Origin of the sequence: Trueperella abortisuis, assembly GCF_030811095.1 — a bacterium.
GTDB classification, from domain to species: Bacteria; Actinomycetota; Actinomycetes; order Actinomycetales; family Actinomycetaceae; genus Trueperella; species Trueperella abortisuis.
Window position 1 is genome coordinate 1,974,293 of record NZ_JAUSQL010000001.1, and the last position, 16,094, is coordinate 1,990,386.

14 protein-coding genes are annotated in these 16,094 nt (G+C 66.4%); 1 reads left to right on the forward strand and 13 read right to left on the reverse strand.

What is annotated here, in order from left to right; genetic code table 11:
• Position 1: 1 nt before the first annotated feature.
• The 12 genes from J2S45_RS08925 to J2S45_RS08980 all read right to left on the reverse strand — a co-directional run bounded on the left by J2S45_RS08925 (position 2) and on the right by J2S45_RS08980 (position 12,724).
• On the reverse strand, positions 2–982 hold the full coding sequence (locus J2S45_RS08925) for an NADH-quinone oxidoreductase subunit J (RefSeq protein WP_270975529.1): 981 nt from the start codon (positions 980–982) through the stop codon (positions 2–4).
• Positions 979–1,659, reverse strand: coding sequence for an NADH-quinone oxidoreductase subunit NuoI (gene nuoI, locus J2S45_RS08930; RefSeq protein ID WP_270975531.1), 681 nt, complete (start codon positions 1,657–1,659; stop codon positions 979–981). The genes J2S45_RS08925 and nuoI overlap by 4 nt, the downstream gene beginning before the upstream one ends.
• Positions 1,660–2,982: an NADH-quinone oxidoreductase subunit NuoH gene (gene nuoH / locus J2S45_RS08935; RefSeq protein WP_296932503.1), complete on the reverse strand. Its 1,323-nt coding sequence runs from the start codon at positions 2,980–2,982 to the stop codon at positions 1,660–1,662. It lies immediately after the preceding gene.
• A complete protein-coding gene (locus J2S45_RS08940; protein ID WP_307635169.1) occupies positions 2,979–5,555 on the reverse strand; it encodes an NADH-quinone oxidoreductase subunit G in 2,577 nt (858 codons plus the stop codon). The genes nuoH and J2S45_RS08940 overlap by 4 nt, the downstream gene beginning before the upstream one ends.
• Positions 5,552–6,892, reverse strand: a complete 1,341-nt coding sequence (gene nuoF, locus J2S45_RS08945; protein WP_307635170.1) for an NADH-quinone oxidoreductase subunit NuoF — start codon at positions 6,890–6,892, stop codon at positions 5,552–5,554. The genes J2S45_RS08940 and nuoF overlap by 4 nt, the downstream gene beginning before the upstream one ends.
• Complete coding sequence (nuoE, locus tag J2S45_RS08950; protein ID WP_296932508.1) at positions 6,889–7,566, reverse strand: NADH-quinone oxidoreductase subunit NuoE; 678 nt, start codon at positions 7,564–7,566, stop codon at positions 6,889–6,891. Before nuoE ends, nuoF begins: the two co-directional genes overlap by 4 nt.
• Entirely contained in the window at positions 7,566–8,867 is a 1,302-nt protein-coding gene (locus J2S45_RS08955) for an NADH-quinone oxidoreductase subunit D (RefSeq protein WP_296932521.1), read from the reverse strand. Before J2S45_RS08955 ends, nuoE begins: the two co-directional genes overlap by 1 nt.
• Positions 8,868–8,908: 41 nt before the next feature.
• The gene (locus tag J2S45_RS08960; protein ID WP_296932522.1) at positions 8,909–9,592 is read right to left on the reverse strand and encodes an NADH-quinone oxidoreductase subunit C; all 684 of its coding nucleotides are present in this window, start codon (positions 9,590–9,592) and stop codon (positions 8,909–8,911) included.
• A gap of 17 nt (positions 9,593–9,609) precedes the next feature.
• Positions 9,610–10,164: an NADH-quinone oxidoreductase subunit B gene (locus tag J2S45_RS08965; protein WP_270975541.1), complete on the reverse strand. Its 555-nt coding sequence runs from the start codon at positions 10,162–10,164 to the stop codon at positions 9,610–9,612.
• Between the two features lie 5 nt (positions 10,165–10,169).
• Positions 10,170–10,529, reverse strand: a complete 360-nt coding sequence (locus J2S45_RS08970) for an NADH-quinone oxidoreductase subunit A (RefSeq protein WP_270975542.1) — start codon at positions 10,527–10,529, stop codon at positions 10,170–10,172.
• Positions 10,530–10,620: 91 nt separating this feature from the next.
• Positions 10,621–11,892: an NAD(P)/FAD-dependent oxidoreductase gene (locus J2S45_RS08975; protein WP_296932510.1), complete on the reverse strand. Its 1,272-nt coding sequence runs from the start codon at positions 11,890–11,892 to the stop codon at positions 10,621–10,623.
• Positions 11,893–12,022: 130 nt separating this feature from the next.
• Positions 12,023–12,724 carry a demethylmenaquinone methyltransferase gene (locus J2S45_RS08980; RefSeq protein WP_307635171.1) on the reverse strand — a complete coding sequence of 234 codons (702 nt, stop codon included), beginning with the start codon at positions 12,722–12,724 and terminating at the stop codon, positions 12,023–12,025.
• A 39-nt stretch (positions 12,725–12,763) separates the two neighbouring features.
• Here J2S45_RS08980 and J2S45_RS08985 point away from each other — a divergent pair, with 39 nt between their 5' ends.
• Positions 12,764–14,017: an isochorismate synthase gene (locus J2S45_RS08985; RefSeq protein ID WP_307635172.1), complete on the forward strand. Its 1,254-nt coding sequence runs from the start codon at positions 12,764–12,766 to the stop codon at positions 14,015–14,017.
• A gap of 4 nt (positions 14,018–14,021) precedes the next feature.
• Here J2S45_RS08985 and J2S45_RS08990 read toward each other — a convergent pair whose 3' ends face one another.
• Positions 14,022–15,776 carry a trypsin-like peptidase domain-containing protein gene (locus J2S45_RS08990; RefSeq protein ID WP_307635173.1) on the reverse strand — a complete coding sequence of 585 codons (1,755 nt, stop codon included), beginning with the start codon at positions 15,774–15,776 and terminating at the stop codon, positions 14,022–14,024.
• Positions 15,777–16,094: the final 318 nt, after the last annotated feature.

Genomic DNA, 16,094 nt, shown 5'->3' on the forward strand with positions numbered 1-16,094 from the left:
TTTACTCCTCCGTCTTGTCCGTCAGCTCGGCAGTGGTCTCGGCGGCGTCAGCCACCTGCGCGGCGCTCGGCTCATCGTTGCCGCCCTCGAGCTGAGCGAGGCGTTCAAGCGCGGCGTCGTGATCGGGGGCGAGCTCGCCGGGCATACCCGCGAGCGTGGCGCGCCCGACCTTGCCGTACGTGGACGGGCCGGACACGCCCGTGCCGGTGGCGATGCGTTCAACCGTGGCCGGCGAGATCTGGCCGACCGTACGCATCTGGCCGCGTACCTGAAGCACGCGGTTGACCGAGTTCTCGAGCGGCTTGCCGTAGGCGGTGAGCGCGGGGTTGGCCGACGAGTTCGACTCGGCGTAGACGCCGGGGTTCGGCTTGTGGCCGATGTGGCGCCCGTCGGTGACGAAGTCGCGCACGCCCTGGTGGGCGCGAGCTTCCTGCGTGATCGGCGTGTGGATGCGGTCGCGGTGGGTCAGCGTCATCGCGCCGAGCGCGGCCACGATCAGGAGTGTGCCCGTCAGCTCGAGGGTGAGGATGTGGTTGGTGAAGATCGACTGGGCGACGCCGACGGGGTTGCCGTCCGCGTTCGCTGCTGCGAGGCCCACCGCATCCGGGTTGGCAGCTCCAAGCACGACGCCGATGAGGATCCCGGCCACGCCGATCCCGCCCACGAGGGCGACAGGGCGCTGGGCCTTGAGGGTTTCGTGTGTGGAGTCGGACGAATCAACGCCGATGAGCATGAGCACGAAGAGGAACATCATGAGGATCGCGCCCGTGTAGACCACGACCTGGGCTACGCCCATAAAGGGCGCCTCCAGTGCGGTGTAAAGCACGGCCAAGCCGACCATGATGAAGATGACGGAGACGACCGAGTAGACGGCCTTTCGCGCGATGAGCAATCCGTAGACGGCGAGCGCGACCATCGCCACCGCCATGATGGCGAAGATGATCGTCTCACCGAGCGAAATCTCAAGAGGCTGGGGGGTCATGACTGTGCGACCTCAGCTTTCTGGGTAGCCCGCGCCGTGGAGAGCGAGGGATCGTCGGGTCGGTTGTCCTTGACCCAGTCGATCTGGTCCTGCGTCGGCCCGGTGATGGCGCCCTGGTAGTAGTCGGCGTCCGTCGTGCCCTCAACCATCGGGTGCGGCGGGTTGAGCATGCCCTCGGCGAGGGGCACGAGGAGCTGGTGCTTCTCGTAGATCATGTCCTCGCGGGTGGGGCCGGCGATCTCGTAATCGTTCGACATCGTCAGCGCGCGCGTGGGGCATGCCTGGATGCAGTAGGCGCAGAAGATGCAGCGCAGGTAGTTGACCTGGTAGACGCGGCCGTAGCGCTCACCCGGGGAGTACTGCGCCCCCGGCGTGTTCGGCGCGGCCTCGACGTAGATGGCGTCCGCCGGGCAAGCCCAGGCGCACAGTTCGCAGCCGATGCACTTCTCTAGGCCGTCCGCGTAGCGGTTGAGCCTGTGCAGGCCGTGGTAGCGCGGGCGGGTGGGAACCTTTTTGAAGGGATACTCTTCCGTCACGGTGGGACGGAAGATCGTGGAAAACGTCACGCCGAATCCGGCCACCGGCGCGAAGAAGTTGCCGATCGGGCCCTTCTTGGTGGGGCTGTAGAGCGACGGGTCAGGTTGCTCGAAGCGCCCGGCGTCGTTGTCTTCTAACATTTAGGCCTCCTCAATAGTCTGCGTGTCGATCGCCGAACGGTTGCGCGCACGCGGCGACGGCGGAAGGTGCTGGCCGGGCAGCGGCGGGACGGGGTAGCCGTTCTCGAAGCCGTCGAACTCCTGCGACTCGCGCTCTTCGATGATCTCCTGCTGGGTCTTCTTCACCGAATCATCGCCGAATGCCCAGATGAGCAGGATGAGCGAGTAGCCGATGGCGAGGATGGTGAGCACCGGGACCATGTTGATCGCGACGACCATGTTGATGCCGACGACGGCCATGACGATCGCCAGCCAGCCCAAGGCCGCGGGGATGAGGCCCTTCCAGCCCAGGTGCATGAACTGGTCGTAGCGGAAGCGCAGCAGCGTGCCGCGAACCCAAACGAACAGGCCCATGAATGTCCACAGCTTGCAGATGAAGACGAGCACCGGGAACCAGCCGACGTTCGGATCCCCACCCCACAGGCCAAACAGCCAGGTCAGGATCGGACCCGAGCGGTAGCCGCCGAAGAACAGGGTGGTGACCAGCATCGACATGTTGAGCATGTTGACGTATTCGGCCAGGTAGAACCAGCCAAACTTCATGGAGGAGTACTCCAGGTGGGCGCCCGCGACGATCTCGCCCTCTGCCTCGGTCAGGTCGAAGGGTAGGCGGTTGGTGCCGCCGAACATGGTCACGAGGAAGATCATGAAGGCCGGCATGAGGAGGATGACGTTCCACAGTCCCGCCTGGGACTCGACGATGCCCGAGGTGGACATCGTGGAGGCCGCGATGAAGACCGTGACCAGCGACAGGCCCTCTGCCAGCTCGTAGGAGATCATCTGGGTGGCCGCGCGAACCGAGCCGTACAGCGGCAGGGTGGACTTCGCGGACCAGCCGCCGAGCACCAGACCGTATTCTCCAAGCGCCGCAGCCGCGAGCACGAAAAGCATCGCCACCGGCGAGTCGGCCAGCTGGATCGGGGTGTGGATGCCGAACATCGACACGTTCGGACCAACCGGGATGACCGCCATCACCACGAACGCGCAGGTGGCCGAAATGGCCGGCGCGACCGCGTAAATGACCTTATCCGCTCCGCCGAGCCAGAAGTCTTCCTTGAGGATCAGCTTGAGCGCGTCCGGGAAGGACTGCCCCAGACCGAGCGGGCCCACGGTGTTCGGGCCGAGACGGTTCTGCATTTTGGCGAGGAGTCGGCGCTCGAACCACAGCGCGAAGATCACCGAGAAGATGAGGAACAGGACGATCACGACCGCCTTGATCACCCAGATCCACCACGTGTCTTGCGAGAAGTCTGCAGCGACTCCGCCAACGGTATAGAGATTCACTTCGTTACCTCCGATTGAATCGCGACGACGTCGCCGGCGCGGCTTCCGAGCGAGGCGATGGCGCACCCGACTGAGTTCTGCGGGATCCAGACCACGGCGTCGGGCATGTCAAGCACGACGACGTCGAGGCTCAGCGAGCCAGCCGGGCCCGTGATCGTCACCGCGCTGGTCACGCCGGCCTTCTTCGCGGTGGCGGGGCTCATGACGGCTACCGGCTTGCGTGCCGTCTTGGCCAGGTGGGGCTCGCCGCTCAGCAGCGCGCCCGCGTCAATCATCTGCTTCCAGGATGCCAGCACGGCCTGACCGGCGCCAACGGTCGGTGCGGGTGCCGGAGCCTCGTTGGGCATCTCGGCGCGCGCGCCGTCCCAGCGGCGTAGCTCGGCCATCTCCTCGACGACGCCGGCAAGCGTCTCGAGCCCGAGGTCGACCCCCATCTCGGCGGCGAGTTCGGCGAGAACCTTGCGATCGGGCAGGCTCTTGGAGACGAGCGTCTGGCCGAAGGGGCGCAGGCGACCCTCCCAGTTGACGAATGTGCCGCCCTTCTCAGCCGTGGGTGCCACGGGGAGGACGACGTCGGCAAGCGCGGTGGTCTCGGTGTCACGGACCTCGAGCTGGACGACGAAAGCGTTGCGCAGGGCCTGCTCGGCGCCGGCCGGCAGGTCGGCGAGCTCCACGCCTGCGAGCAGGATCGCGCCGAGCTCGCCCGCCGCGGCCGCGGCCAGGATCTGCTCGGTGTTGCGCCCCGGGGTGGCGGGAAGCGAGTCCACGCCCCACACGGCGGCAGTGTCGATGCGGGCATCGGCGTCGGCCACGGGGCGGCCGCCGGGCAGGAGGTTCGCCATGGCGCCGGCGTCGACTGCGCCGCGATCACCCGCTCGGCGGGGAATCCACGCGAGCCGGGCACCCGTGCGCTTCGCCAGCCGGGCGGCGGCGGACAGCGCGCCCGGCGCGTCGGCCGCCCGCTCACCCACGAGGATGACGGAGCCGTCCTTGGACAGATCGGCGAACGCCTCGCCAAAGCCGGCCGCGCCGCCGTCGGCGATCGCGTCCAGTACCTCGGCCTCCGTGCCCGGAACAGCCGGAAGGAAGCGGGCGTCCATCTTCTCGGTGCCCAACGTCTTGTAGGCGGAAATGACGGTCACCGACGTCGTCTTGGCCAGGACGCCCTTACGCAGGCGCAGGAAGACCGAGCCGATCTCGTCCTCCGCCTCCAGGCCCACTGTCAGGACGTGTCCGGCGCGCTCGATGTCGGCGTAGGTCACGCCGAGCTCGGTGCCCGCCACGTGCGCCGCGAGGAACTGGTCCTCCTCGGCGCTGCCGCGGCGGGTGCGGAAGTCGATATCGTTCGTGCCGAGGGCCACGCGCGCGAACTTGGCGTAGGCGTAGGCATCCTCGAGAGGAAGGCGGCCGCCGGTAATGACGCCCACCCCCTTCGCCGCCTTGAGCCCGTCCGCCGCAGCCTGGAGAGCCTCGAACCAGGAGATCGGACCCTCCTGCCCTGCAATGCGCGGATAGGTGAGGCGATCCGGGCCGGTCTGCCAGCGGAAAGCGAAACGGTCCTTGTCGGTGATCCATGCCTCGTTGACGTCCATGTCCTCCTGCGCCATGCGGCGCACCACGGTGCCACGCCGGTAGTCCACGCGGATGGCGGAGCCGGAGGCGTCGTGCTCGGTGACCGATGGGACGGAGACGAGGTCGAACGGCCGAGCGCGGAAGCGGTAGGCCGCCGACGTCAGCGCGCCCACCGGGCAGATCTGGATGACGTTGCCCGAGAAGTAGGACGAGAACGGCTTACCCGTCACGTCCATCTCGCCCACTGCGACCGGGCCGGCCGAGAAGCCGACCTCGCGGCCAGAATCGCCGTCCGGACCCGAGTAGCCATTCTCCACCGCCGGGGCCTGGCCGCCCTCGACCGCAAAATCGAGGACCGAGGCATCGAAGTTGCCGATCTGCGAGCCGTGCAGACCGTGAGTATCGCGCCCGGCGTGGCCGCCACCGCGGCCCTGCAACTGGATGAACGGGTCACCCGCGATCTGGGTGGAGAAGCGCGTGCACCGCTGGCACAGGATGCAACGATCGCGGTCAAGCAGGATCTGCGAGGAGACGGAGATCGGCTTGGGATAGGTGCGCTTAATGTCGATGAAGCGCGACTCGCCGCGCCCATCCGTCATCGCCTGGTTCTGCAGCGGGCACTCGCCGCCCTTGTCACAGACCGGGCAATCCATCGGGTGGTTGATGAGCAGGAACTCCATGACGCCGTGCTGGGCCTTCTTTGCCACCTCCGACGAGGCGGCCGTGAAGACCTCCATGTTCGGCGATACCGTCACCGCGCACGCCGGCTGCGGCTTGGGCATCTTCGCCACCACGCCCTCGCGGTTCGGCGTGGCCACCTCCACCAGGCACTGGCGGCAAGCCGCCACCGGCGCGAGCAGTGGGTGGTCACAGAAACGCGGGATGTGAACACCGATCTTCTCGGCGGCACGGATAATCAGCGTCCCCTTCGGAACGGAGACCTCCTTGCCGTCAACCTTGATCGTGACAAGATCGACGGGTGCGTGATCAGTGGTTGTCATTGAACACCTACTTCGCGAAACAGGACGGAATTCTCAGGCGGGAAGAGCTCGACTGCCGGCGTCGTGTAACCAGCCTCAAACTCCGACCGGAACAGGCCGATCGCGGAACGAATCGGGGTGGCCGCGGCGTCGCCGAGTGCACAGAAGGAACGCCCGGCAATGTTGTCGGCGATCTCGTGAAGGAGCTCGATCTCGCCCTCGCGGGCCTTGCCGGCCTCGAAGCGATGCATGAGCTGGCGCATCCAGTACGTGCCCTCCCGGCACGGCGTGCACTTACCACACGATTCGTGCTGGTAAAAGTCGGTCCAGCGGGACACGACGCGAACCACCGAAACCGTCTCGTCAAAGACCTGGATGGCGCGGGTGGCAAGCATCGAGCCGGAGGCCGCGACCTCGTCGTAGCCGAGGGGAACGTCGAGGTGGTCGGGGGTACACAGCGGCGCCGAGGAGCCGCCCACCGCGTAGAACTTCAGCTCGTGACCCTCGCGGATGCCGCCGGCCATCTCGAGCAGCTCGCGCATCGTGATGCCGAACGGCGCCTCGTACTGGCCGGGGTATTTCACGTGGCCGGAGATCGAGAAAATGCCGTGGCCGCGAGAGTTCTTCGTGTCGGCACCCATCGCCTGGAACCACTCGGCGCCGTTGTTGATGATGCCGGGAACCGAGGCGATCGACTCGACGTTGTTGACCACCGTGGGGCGGGCATACAGGCCCTCGACCGCCGGGAACGGCGGCTTCAGGCGCGGCTGGCCGCGAAAACCCTCGAGCGAGTCGAGCAGGGCGGTCTCCTCGCCACAGATGTAGGCGCCGGCACCGGCGTGGACCGTGATGTCCAGGTCGTAGTCGCCGTTCGGCCCGAGCCCCTTCCCGAGCAGCCCGGCCTCGCGGGCCTCGCGGACCGCGGCGAGCAGGCGGCGGTAAACGTGGACAACCTCGCCACGCAGGTAGATGAAGCCGTGATGGCCACCGATGGCCAGCATGCAGATCATCATGCCCTCCACCAGCAGGTGGGGGTTGGCCATGAGGAACGGCATGTCCTTACAGGTGCCCGGCTCCGACTCGTCGGCATTGACCACGAGGTAGCGCGGCCCGCCGTCGGGTGCGGGAAGGAAGGACCACTTCAGGCCGGTGGGGAAGCCCGCGCCGCCGCGGCCGCGCAGGCCGGAGGCCTTGACCAGGTTCGTGATCGCGCCGTCTTCCTTCGCCATCTCCCAGGCCTTCTCGATGGCCTTGTATCCGCCATTGTTGCGGTAGGTCTCGAGCGTCCATGAACGTTCCTTGTCCCAGTTATCGGACAGGACCGGGGCGAGTGTTCCTGCGGGTGAAAACTCAGTCATTTCGTCTCCTCCACTGCCTTCGGCGCGGTCCAGCCGTGCTCACGGGCGATCTTCAGGCCGCGCAACGAGGCTTCGCCAGCCGCCGGGCCCTCGTCGACGTGGCCGTCTTCAAAGCCGGCCAGCACGCGGGAAATCTCCTTGAAGGTATGAACCTTCTCCGGGCCGCGGGTGGGGTGGATGTCCCTGCCCGCGCGGATGTCATCCACAATCTGCTTGGCGGAGGCCGGGGTCTGGTTGTCGAAGAACTCCCAGTTGACCATGATCACCGGCGCGTAGTCGCACCCGGCGTTGCACTCGAGCTGCTCGAGCGTGATCTTACCGTCTTCCGTGGTCTGGTCGTGCCCTACGCCGACGTACTCGGTGAGCTCATCCCAGATCTCGTCGCCGCCCATGACGGCACACAGCGCGTTCGTGCACACGCCCACGTTGTATTCGCCGTTGGGGTGGCGCCGATACTGCGAGTAGAAGGTCGCCACTGCGGAGACCTGGGCGCGCGACAGGTCGAGGATGTCGGCCACCAGCGTGATGCCGCGCGGCGAGCAGAACCCATCTTCGGACTGAATGAGGTGCAGCAACGGCATGATCGCCGAACGCGGCTGCGGGTAACGCGAGACGACCTCGGCGGCGTCGGCGCGAAGACGCGCCTCGACTTCTGGCGTGTAGTTGGTTGCCATTAGCGGTCCACTCCTCCCATCACGGGATCGACGGCGGCCAGCGCGATGATGAGGTCGGCCAGCAGGCCACCCTCCGCCATCAGCGCCAACGATTGCAGGTTGTTATAGCCCGGATCGCGGAAGTGCGCGCGGTAGGGGCGCGTGCCACCGGACGAGACCAGGTGCACGCCGAGGACGCCCTTGGCGTGCTCGATGGCCGTGTACACCTGGCCGGGCGGAACCCGGAAGCCCTCGGTGACCAGCTTAAAGTGGTGAATGAGGGACTCCATCGACTCGGTCATGATGTGGCGCACGTGCTCCGGGCTGGTGCCCTGGCCATCGGAGGCGATGGAAAGCTGCGCGGGCCAAGCGATCTTCTTGTCGTCAATCATGACGGGCTGGCCGGCGCTCTTCTCCAGTTCGTCCAGCACCTGGTAGATGATGCGGATCGACTGGTAGCACTCCTCGAACTTGACCTTGATGCGGTTGTAGGCGTCGCACTTGTCGGCCACGGGCACGTCAAACTCGTACTTGTCGTAGCCGCAGTACGGCTGGGTCTTGCGCAGATCCCACGGCACGCCCGCGGCACGCACCGACGGGCCCGTCATCGACAGCGCCATGAGCGCCGACAGCGGGGAGACCGCGACGTCGACGTGGCGCTTCAAGAAGATCGGGTTGGCCATCGTCAGGTCCTGCATCTCCGAGATCGTGTTGCGGATCCCGGGCAGCAGCTCGCGGATGTAGTCGATGCCGCCCTCGGGCAGATCCTCAAGGACGCCGCCGGGGCGGATGAACTCGTTGTTCATGCGCAGGCCGGTGATGTCCTCCATGATGCGGAGGATGTCCTCGCGCAGGCGGAAGGTCAGCGTCAGCATCGTCGTCGCACCAAGCTCGTTACCGCCAGAGCCGATGCCCACAATGTGGGAGCTGATGCGGGTGAGCTCCATGAGCAGAACCCGGATAGCCTGGGCGCGCTCGGGGATCTGGTCCTCGATGCCCAGCAGTTTCTCCACCGCCATGCAATAGCCAACCTCCTGGAAGGTCGGCGCCACGTAGTCCATGCGAGTGCAGTAGGCCACGCCCTGGGTCCACGTGCGGTACTCCATGTTCTTCTCGATGCCGGTATGGAGGAAGCCGGTAGCGGCGCGCACTTCGTTGACGCGCTCGCCGTCGAGCTCAACCTGGACTCGGAGCACGCCGTGGGTGGAGGGGTGAACCGGGCCGAGGTTGACGACGATGTGCTCTTCGCCGAGCTCCTCGGCATCCTTGGCAATATCGCCCCAATCCCCGCCGACCGCCTCGTAGATCTTGGCGTTCTCCATCGACTCCTCGGTCGCTGCGCGGGTCGCGTGTGTGGAATTCATTAGTTGTACTCCCTCCGTGTATCCGGCGGCGGAATAACTGCGCCCTTATACTCAACCGGGACCCCGCCAAGCGGGTAGTCCTTACGCTGCGGATGGCCGACCCAGTCATCAGGCATCGCCGAGCGGGCCAGGCCGGGGTGCCCGTCGAAAATGATGCCCATCAGATCGAAGGCCTCGCGCTCGGACCAGTCGTCGCCCGGGTAGACCGAGCAGATGGAGGGCATGTGCGGATCGTCGTCGGGGCAGGTGACCTCGAGGGCGATCATGCGGTTGTGGGTGATGGAGAAGAACGGGAAGTAGCCGTGCAGCTCGCGCCCCTTGTCCATCGGGTAGTGGACGGCCGAGACGCCCAGGCACATCTCAAAACGCAGGTCTTGGTCGTCGCGCAGGTAACGCGCAACGCGCGGCAGGTGCTCGCGCTTGACGAAGATGACCAGCTGGCCGCGGTCCACCGAAACCTTCTCAATGACGTCGCCCTCCGTCAGGCCATCGGCCTGGGCGAGCTCGATGATGATGTCTACCACCTCGTCGAACCAGCCGCCGTACGGACGGGCGGCCGGCGGGGCGACGACGGCGACCTCTTCGTTCCCGGAAAAACCGGTGGTGTCACCGGTATCCTTCACGCCCCACAAGCCCTTGCGGGCGGCGACGACGGAAGCGCCGACCGTCGCGCTTGGCACCATTGCGCCTTCGTTTTCACTCACGCCAGCAGTCCCTTCTTCTCTTCAACGGGGATCGCCGCAAGCGCGGCCTCCTCGGCCTTGCGCGCGATCTCCTTGCGGTGTTCGCCGATCGGCCGGCCCTCAACGTGGTGCTTGCGCAACTCGAAGATCGCGTTGATAAGCATCTCCGGGCGCGGCGGGCAGCCGGGCAGGTAGATGTCGACCGGCACGAGGTGGTCGATGCCCTGCAGGATCGCGTAGTTGTTGAACATGCCGCCCGAGGATGCGCACACGCCCATCGAGATGACCCACTTGGGCTCGGCCAGCTCGTCGTAAATGTTGCGAACGACGGGGGCCATCTTGTGGCTCACGCGCCCGGAGACGAGCATGAGATCCGCGTGACGCGGCGAGGCGCGGAAGACCTCCATGCCGATACGCGCCGCGTCGTAGCGGACCGCGCCGAACGACATCATCTCAATGGCGCAGCATGCAAGGCCCATGGTGACCGGCCACAGCGAGCGAGCCTGCGCCCACCCGCCGACGGCCTCGATGCCCGTCAGCAGCTTGCCGGATGCCTTTTCTTCAATTCCCATTTATTTCACTCCCACTCCAGGCCGCCACGCCGCCATTCGTAAATGAAGGGGACGGTGATGAGGAAAACAAAGACGGCGATCGAGATGACGCCCACCAGCCCAAGATGGCCGGCCGAGACCGCCCACGGGTAGAGGAAGACGACCTCGATGTCGAAAATGATGAAGGTCATGGCCGTCAAGAAATACTTGATCGGGAAGCGGCCTTCGTGACCCGCGTTCGGGGTGGCTTCAAGGCCGCACTCGTAGTTCGCGACCTTGACGCGGTTGTAGCGCTTGGGGCCGATGATCGCCGAGACCAGAAGGCCGGCGACCGCGACCACGCCACCGGCAATGATCATCACGAGAAGCGGAACATACGAATACATCAGTCCTCCACGTGTTCTTTCGTCTCAAAAAAGTGGCTATCCATTCGTGCACCACTTCTCACTTTACAGGTTTGTCCACGAAATAATGGTCTCATGCGTGCGGCACCGCCTTCGACAGTGCCGTGATGAGGCGGTCCATCCAGTCCCCGTCGTGGCGATCGTATGAATCGGACAGAAGCTTCATGACCAGCGTCATGAGCGTCGGGCGCGGCAGACCATACTTGACGCACATGTGCATGATCTCGGGACGCTCGATAAGCGCGGCGAAGACCCTGCCCAGGGTGTAGTAACCGCCGAGCTCCGCGCTCAACCGGCGCGGATACTCGGCCATGACACGATCCTGAGCCCCGAGCGGGCCGTGCGCGAGGGCCTGCGCGATCGCGTCGGCGACGAGCCGGCCGGCCAGGAGCGCGGGGCCAATACCCTCGCCGTTGAAGGGCGAAACCATGCCTCCGGCGTCGCCGACGAGCGCGAGCCCGTTTGCGTAGTGGGGCTTGCGGTTGAACGCCATCGGGAGCGCCGCTCCGCGGATCGGGCCGCGCTGGGTGTCGGCGTTCATCTGCCACTCTTCGGGGGTGTTGGCCAGCCACTGCTGAAAGACCTTGCGGTGGTCGATGCCGGTGGCCTTCGCCGTCGACGACAGCGAGCCCAGGCCGACGTTGACCAGCCCGTCCCCCACCGCGAACGCCCACGCGTATCCCGGCAGCTGTTCGGACTGGCCGGGCCTACCGGCCCACAGCTCCAACCAGGACTCCATCATGTCGGTGGCCGCGAGCGGGGATTCGAAGTAGGTCCGGTAGGCCACGCCCATCGGGCGTTTCATGTCCTTCTCGCGGCCGACCGCGATCGACAGGCGGGCGGCCACTCCCCCGGCGTCGACGACGAAGCGGGCGGAGAAAGTCATCTCCTCCCCGCGGTCCGCGCTCGAGCGGGCACGCACACCGACGACGCGACCGGAGGGTTCGTGGAGAAGCGGGCCAGTGACCGTGACGCCTTCGCGCAGGCGCGCCCCGGAGGCCACGGCGTGGCGGATGAGCATGTGGTCGAAGTCGACACGACGGTTGGCGCTACCCCAGGAGGGCATGGAGGCCAGCTCCGGCCACGGCACCTCGATCATGTGACCGGCGCCGTAGGCGCGCACGCCATAGTTGCGCACCCAGCCGTCCTCTTCGGGTAGCGAGATACCCATGCGGATGAGTTCGGCGACTGCACGCGGGGTCAGGCCGTCGCCGCAGATCTTGTCACGCGGGAACGTGGCCTTCTCAAGTACGAGGACATCGACGCCGTTCTGGGCGAGATAGTGGGCGGTGGCAGCTCCGGCGGGGCCGGCGCCTACGACAATGACGTCCGCATGCTCCGTCATAGCCACCGCCTTTCACCGACGAGAACGGAATCTCGCCACAACGGCCACAAGTCTACGCAACTGCGAGAGCCTTGAAAAATTATGATGTAGGTATTAACGGCATACTTTACTTGCGCAAATAGGGAACCCATTAAGGCTCGATCGGCTTGGTCGCACGATGCAGGGCCACGATCCCGTTAGTCAGGTTGCGATACTCAACCTCGCGCCACCCGGCCTCCTGGATCCGCTTCGCGAAGACCTCCTGGGGCGGCCAGGAGAGAATGGACTCCACGAGGTAGTCATAGGCCGCGGCGTCGGAAGAGACGAAGAAAGCAATCGCAGGCAGGACGTCGGCGAGGAAGAAACGGTATGCGCGGTGGAAGGGCGCGAAGGTGGGACGGGAAAACTCCGTCACCACGAGCTTGCCGCCGGGCTTGGTCACGCGCAGCATCTCGCGCAACGCCTTGTCCGGATCCTCAACGTTGCGCAGGCCGTAGGAAATGGTGGTCACATCAAAGGAGTTGTCCTCGAAGGGCAAATCCGTGGCGTCACCCTGGACAAACGTGAGCTCGGGGTGGCGCCGGCGGCCCACCTCCATCATGCCTTCGGAGATATCGGAGGCGACGACGTCGGCGCCCGCCTCAGCGTAGGTGACCGAGGATGACCCCGTTCCCGCCGCGATATCGAGGATGGTCATGCCCGGGCCGGGGGCAATCGCTTCACGGGTGGCGACCCGCCACACGTCAATGAGACCGAGAGTGAGGATGAAGTTCGTCAGATCGTATTTGGAGGACACCTGGTCGAACATCGCTGCAACGTCCGCCGGGACCTTCTCCAGAGTGGCTCGTTTCATGACTGCATTTAATCATCTCGGCACGTAAGATCGTTATTCGTGTTTAGTATTCCACACCTGCGCGCCCAGACCACAGCCCTGCGTACTCCGCCCGTTCTGACGGAGATCCTGCGTACGCCCACGCACGCGCTGGCGTGGCTCAAGGAGGGGCGCGGCTTCGTCGCCGCGGGCGAGGCCGCCCGCTACGACCAGGGGCGCGACGGCGCGGGCACCCGCTTCGCACTGGCTTCCCAGTGGTGGACAGAGGTGGTGGAGGCCTGCGAGATCCGCGACCCCCTCGAGCGGCCCGGCAGCGGACTGGTCAGCGTGGGCTCCTTCGCCTTCGCCTCCGATTCGCGGGCCGGATCAACCCTCATCGTGCCGCAGGTAGTGGTCGGTTTCGACGGCGAAGTCGGCTGGCTGACCCTCATCGGCCCCGCCGACCGCGACGTCTTCAACACCCTCGCCCCGGACGCCCTAGCACTGGTCGACGCGACGCTTCGGCCGTCGTCGGAAGACTACCCGAGCCACGGGAAGGTGCGCGCCGACGACGTCGACGTGGAAGCCTACCGGCGCAAAGTCGCCCGCATCCAGGAACGGATCGCGGCGGGAACCGTGAGCAAGGTGGTCCTCGCGCGCGAGCTGAACGTGGAGGCGGAGCGGGAAATCGACGAACGCTACGTCATCGCGCGGCTGGCCCAGAGCTACCCGCAGTGCTGGACGTTTGCAGTGGACGGGCTGGTGGGAGCCACACCCGAGCTGCTTGCCGCCAGCTCCGGGCGCGAGGTGGAGGTGAAGGTGCTGGCCGGAACACTCCCCCGCGGGGATGCGGACGTGCGCACGCTACTGGCGTCGGCCAAGGATGCCGACGAACACCGCCTCGCCGTGGAGTCCGTGGTGGAGACCCTGGAGAAGATCGGCCGCGTGCAGGTGGCCCCCACCGAGGTGTTGACCCTGCCCAACGTGTTGCATCTAGCCACACAGGTGCGGGCCGAGCTTGAGATCGAAGCGACGTCGCTGCAGGTTGCCGGGGCGCTTCACCCGACAGCTGCGCTCGGCGGCACCCCCACCCTGCACGCACTCGACGCCATCGCAGAGATAGAAGGTATCGATCGCGACCGCTACGGCGCGCCCGTGGGCTGGATGGACAGCCGCGGCGGACAGTGGTGCATCGCGTTGCGCTGCGCCCGGATCGATGGCATGCGCGCGGTCGCGTGGGCCGGCGGCGGCATCATGGCCGACTCCGACCCGGATGTAGAATACGCCGAGACGGAAGCGAAGCTCGCTCCCGTGCTCGGCGCACTCGGCGGGTAAAAACCTAACCCCGGTTGTGCTCGTCAACGCGGGTCGCCAGCGTGACGTCCACGTTGACCAGCTCCCCGTTGCGCGCCACGAGGAGGGTGACGACGTCGCCCGAACTGAACTGGCGCACGTAGCCCGTCAGAGCCAACCCGGAAGAGACATCCCGATCGTTGACCTTGAGAATCACGTCGCCGGCCTGCAGGTTCGCCTCGGCGGCGGGGGTGGAGGGCTCGACCCGGCTGATCTGGGCACCCTTCCAGCTGGTGCCATTCGCCTTTCCGACACCGTCGACAATGGTCACGCCCAAGAACGCGTGCTCGGCCACGCCGTCGCTGATCAGCTGGTCGGCGACCTTCTTGGCCTGGTTGATCGGGATCGCGAAGCCCAGGCCAATCGAGCCCGACTGGCTCGATTCGCCCCCGGATAGGGTAGCAATCGACGAGGCGACGCCGATCACCGCTCCCGTCGAGTCAAAGACCGGGCCGCCCGAGTTCCCGGGATTGACCGCGGCGTCGACCTGGATCGCGTTCGTGACCACGCGGGTGGCCTGCGCGGGGTTGGAATCGGTGACGGTCTGAACCGGACGGTCAAGCGCGGAGACGATGCCGGTGGTCATCGTGGAGGATAGGCCGAGTGGGTTGCCGATGGCCGCCACGGACTGCCCCACCTGGACCCCCGAGGAGTCACCGAGGCGAGCCACGGTGAGATCCTTGGGCGGGTCGACAAGCTGGATCACGGCCAGGTCAGTGGCCTCGTCCGTGCCGACGATCTCGGCCTGGTAGACGCGACTATCAGAAAGGGTGACGTAGACCTGCTGGGCTCCCGACACCACGTGGTCATTGGTGATGATGCGCCCCTCCGCGTCGATAATGAAGCCCGATCCGGCCGTGCCGCCCGACGCCCCACTGACGTTGATGGAGACCACCGCGTTGCCGACCGCTGCCGCCACCGCCTGCCAGTCCGTTCCTTCCACGGTTGAGACCGTCTTCGTGACGCCCGAGGTGGTGGACGTGGGGGTCGCCGCCGGGCGCGCCGTCCCCCAGCGGGCGGCCATCACGCCCACGCCGATCGTGCCGCCGAGCAGGGAGGCGATAAGGCCGACCGCAATGAGCGCCATCCAGCCCGGGCCACGGCGCACCTTCTTGACCGGCTCCGGCGAGCCCCACGACGGTTGCGGGGCCGAGCCCGGAACCGCCGAGCCCGGGCCCATCGACCCCGGGCCGGAGGGGCCACTGGGGCCCGCCGGACGCGTCGGAGCGGCGGGTCCACCGGCACTGCGGGGGTAGCCGCCGGGGGCATGCGAGTTTTGCGATCCGGGCGCGCCATACCCACCAGCCGCGTATCCCAGGGCGGGCGTCGGCCCGGCGAAGCCGCTGGACTGTCCAGCCGCCGGGAGCGGCTGAGTCGGATACGCGCGCTGGGACGCCGCCGGAGGCTGTCCTGGCTGCCCCGGCTGGGCTGCCTGCCCCGGCTGGGCTGCCTGTCCCGGCTGTCCTGCCTGTGCCGGCTGGGCTGCCTGCCCGGGCTGGGAAGCCGGGCGGGGATCCGGAGCCTCCGAGCTACGGTAGACCCTGGGGTGTGCGGGCGGCAGACTCTGGGCGCCGGCGCCAGGCATCCGGTCGGTGGATTCAGGGGCCGTGGAGTTTAGCGAGCCTTGGCCCTCGGCCGGGTTGCGGACCGGCGTAACTTCTTCAGGCTCACCTTCTATCGGGTTCGCGGGCTGGGTGGCCGGCATCTCATCGGCGGGTCCGCGTTCCTCGTGCTCGTTCATTCGCTGTCCTTTCCAACGCCGGTCCCAATGCCGGCAACATGCTCAGGTTCTATCTTTAATCTTTTCAAAGCGTGGAGAAATCCTGAAACTTGGCTGGGAATTCCGGCCCGCCCGCACCACTACGCCGGCCCGTCCGTAGACAACTAGTGAATCTGAGCATTCTCATCGCCAAAAACACCCTATCCGAGCCAAGACTCACCACTTAGCCGCGCCGGCCACTGCAACCCCACCCCACTACGCCAGCCCGCCCGTAGACAACTAGTGAATCTGAGCATTCTCATCGCCAAAAACACCCTATCCGAGCCAAAACTCACCACT

Coding starts and splice junctions, on each gene's coding strand:
- J2S45_RS08925 (WP_270975529.1), bottom strand. CDS start 982: ATGACCCCCCAGCCTCTTGAGATTTCGCTCGGTGAGACGATCATCTTC.
- nuoI (WP_270975531.1), bottom strand. CDS start 1,659: ATGTTAGAAGACAACGACGCCGGGCGCTTCGAGCAACCTGACCCGTCG.
- J2S45_RS08940 (WP_307635169.1), bottom strand. CDS start 5,555: ATGACAACCACTGATCACGCACCCGTCGATCTTGTCACGATCAAGGTT.
- nuoF (WP_307635170.1), bottom strand. CDS start 6,892: ATGACTGAGTTTTCACCCGCAGGAACACTCGCCCCGGTCCTGTCCGAT.
- nuoE (WP_296932508.1), bottom strand. CDS start 7,566: ATGGCAACCAACTACACGCCAGAAGTCGAGGCGCGTCTTCGCGCCGAC.
- J2S45_RS08955 (WP_296932521.1), bottom strand. CDS start 8,867: ATGGAGAACGCCAAGATCTACGAGGCGGTCGGCGGGGATTGGGGCGAT.
- J2S45_RS08960 (WP_296932522.1), bottom strand. CDS start 9,592: ATGGTGCCAAGCGCGACGGTCGGCGCTTCCGTCGTCGCCGCCCGCAAG.
- J2S45_RS08965 (WP_270975541.1), bottom strand. CDS start 10,164: ATGGGAATTGAAGAAAAGGCATCCGGCAAGCTGCTGACGGGCATCGAG.
- J2S45_RS08970 (WP_270975542.1), bottom strand. CDS start 10,529: ATGTATTCGTATGTTCCGCTTCTCGTGATGATCATTGCCGGTGGCGTG.
- J2S45_RS08975 (WP_296932510.1), bottom strand. CDS start 11,892: ATGACGGAGCATGCGGACGTCATTGTCGTAGGCGCCGGCCCCGCCGGA.
- J2S45_RS08980 (WP_307635171.1), bottom strand. CDS start 12,724: ATGAAACGAGCCACTCTGGAGAAGGTCCCGGCGGACGTTGCAGCGATG.
- J2S45_RS08990 (WP_307635173.1), bottom strand. CDS start 15,776: ATGAACGAGCACGAGGAACGCGGACCCGCCGATGAGATGCCGGCCACC.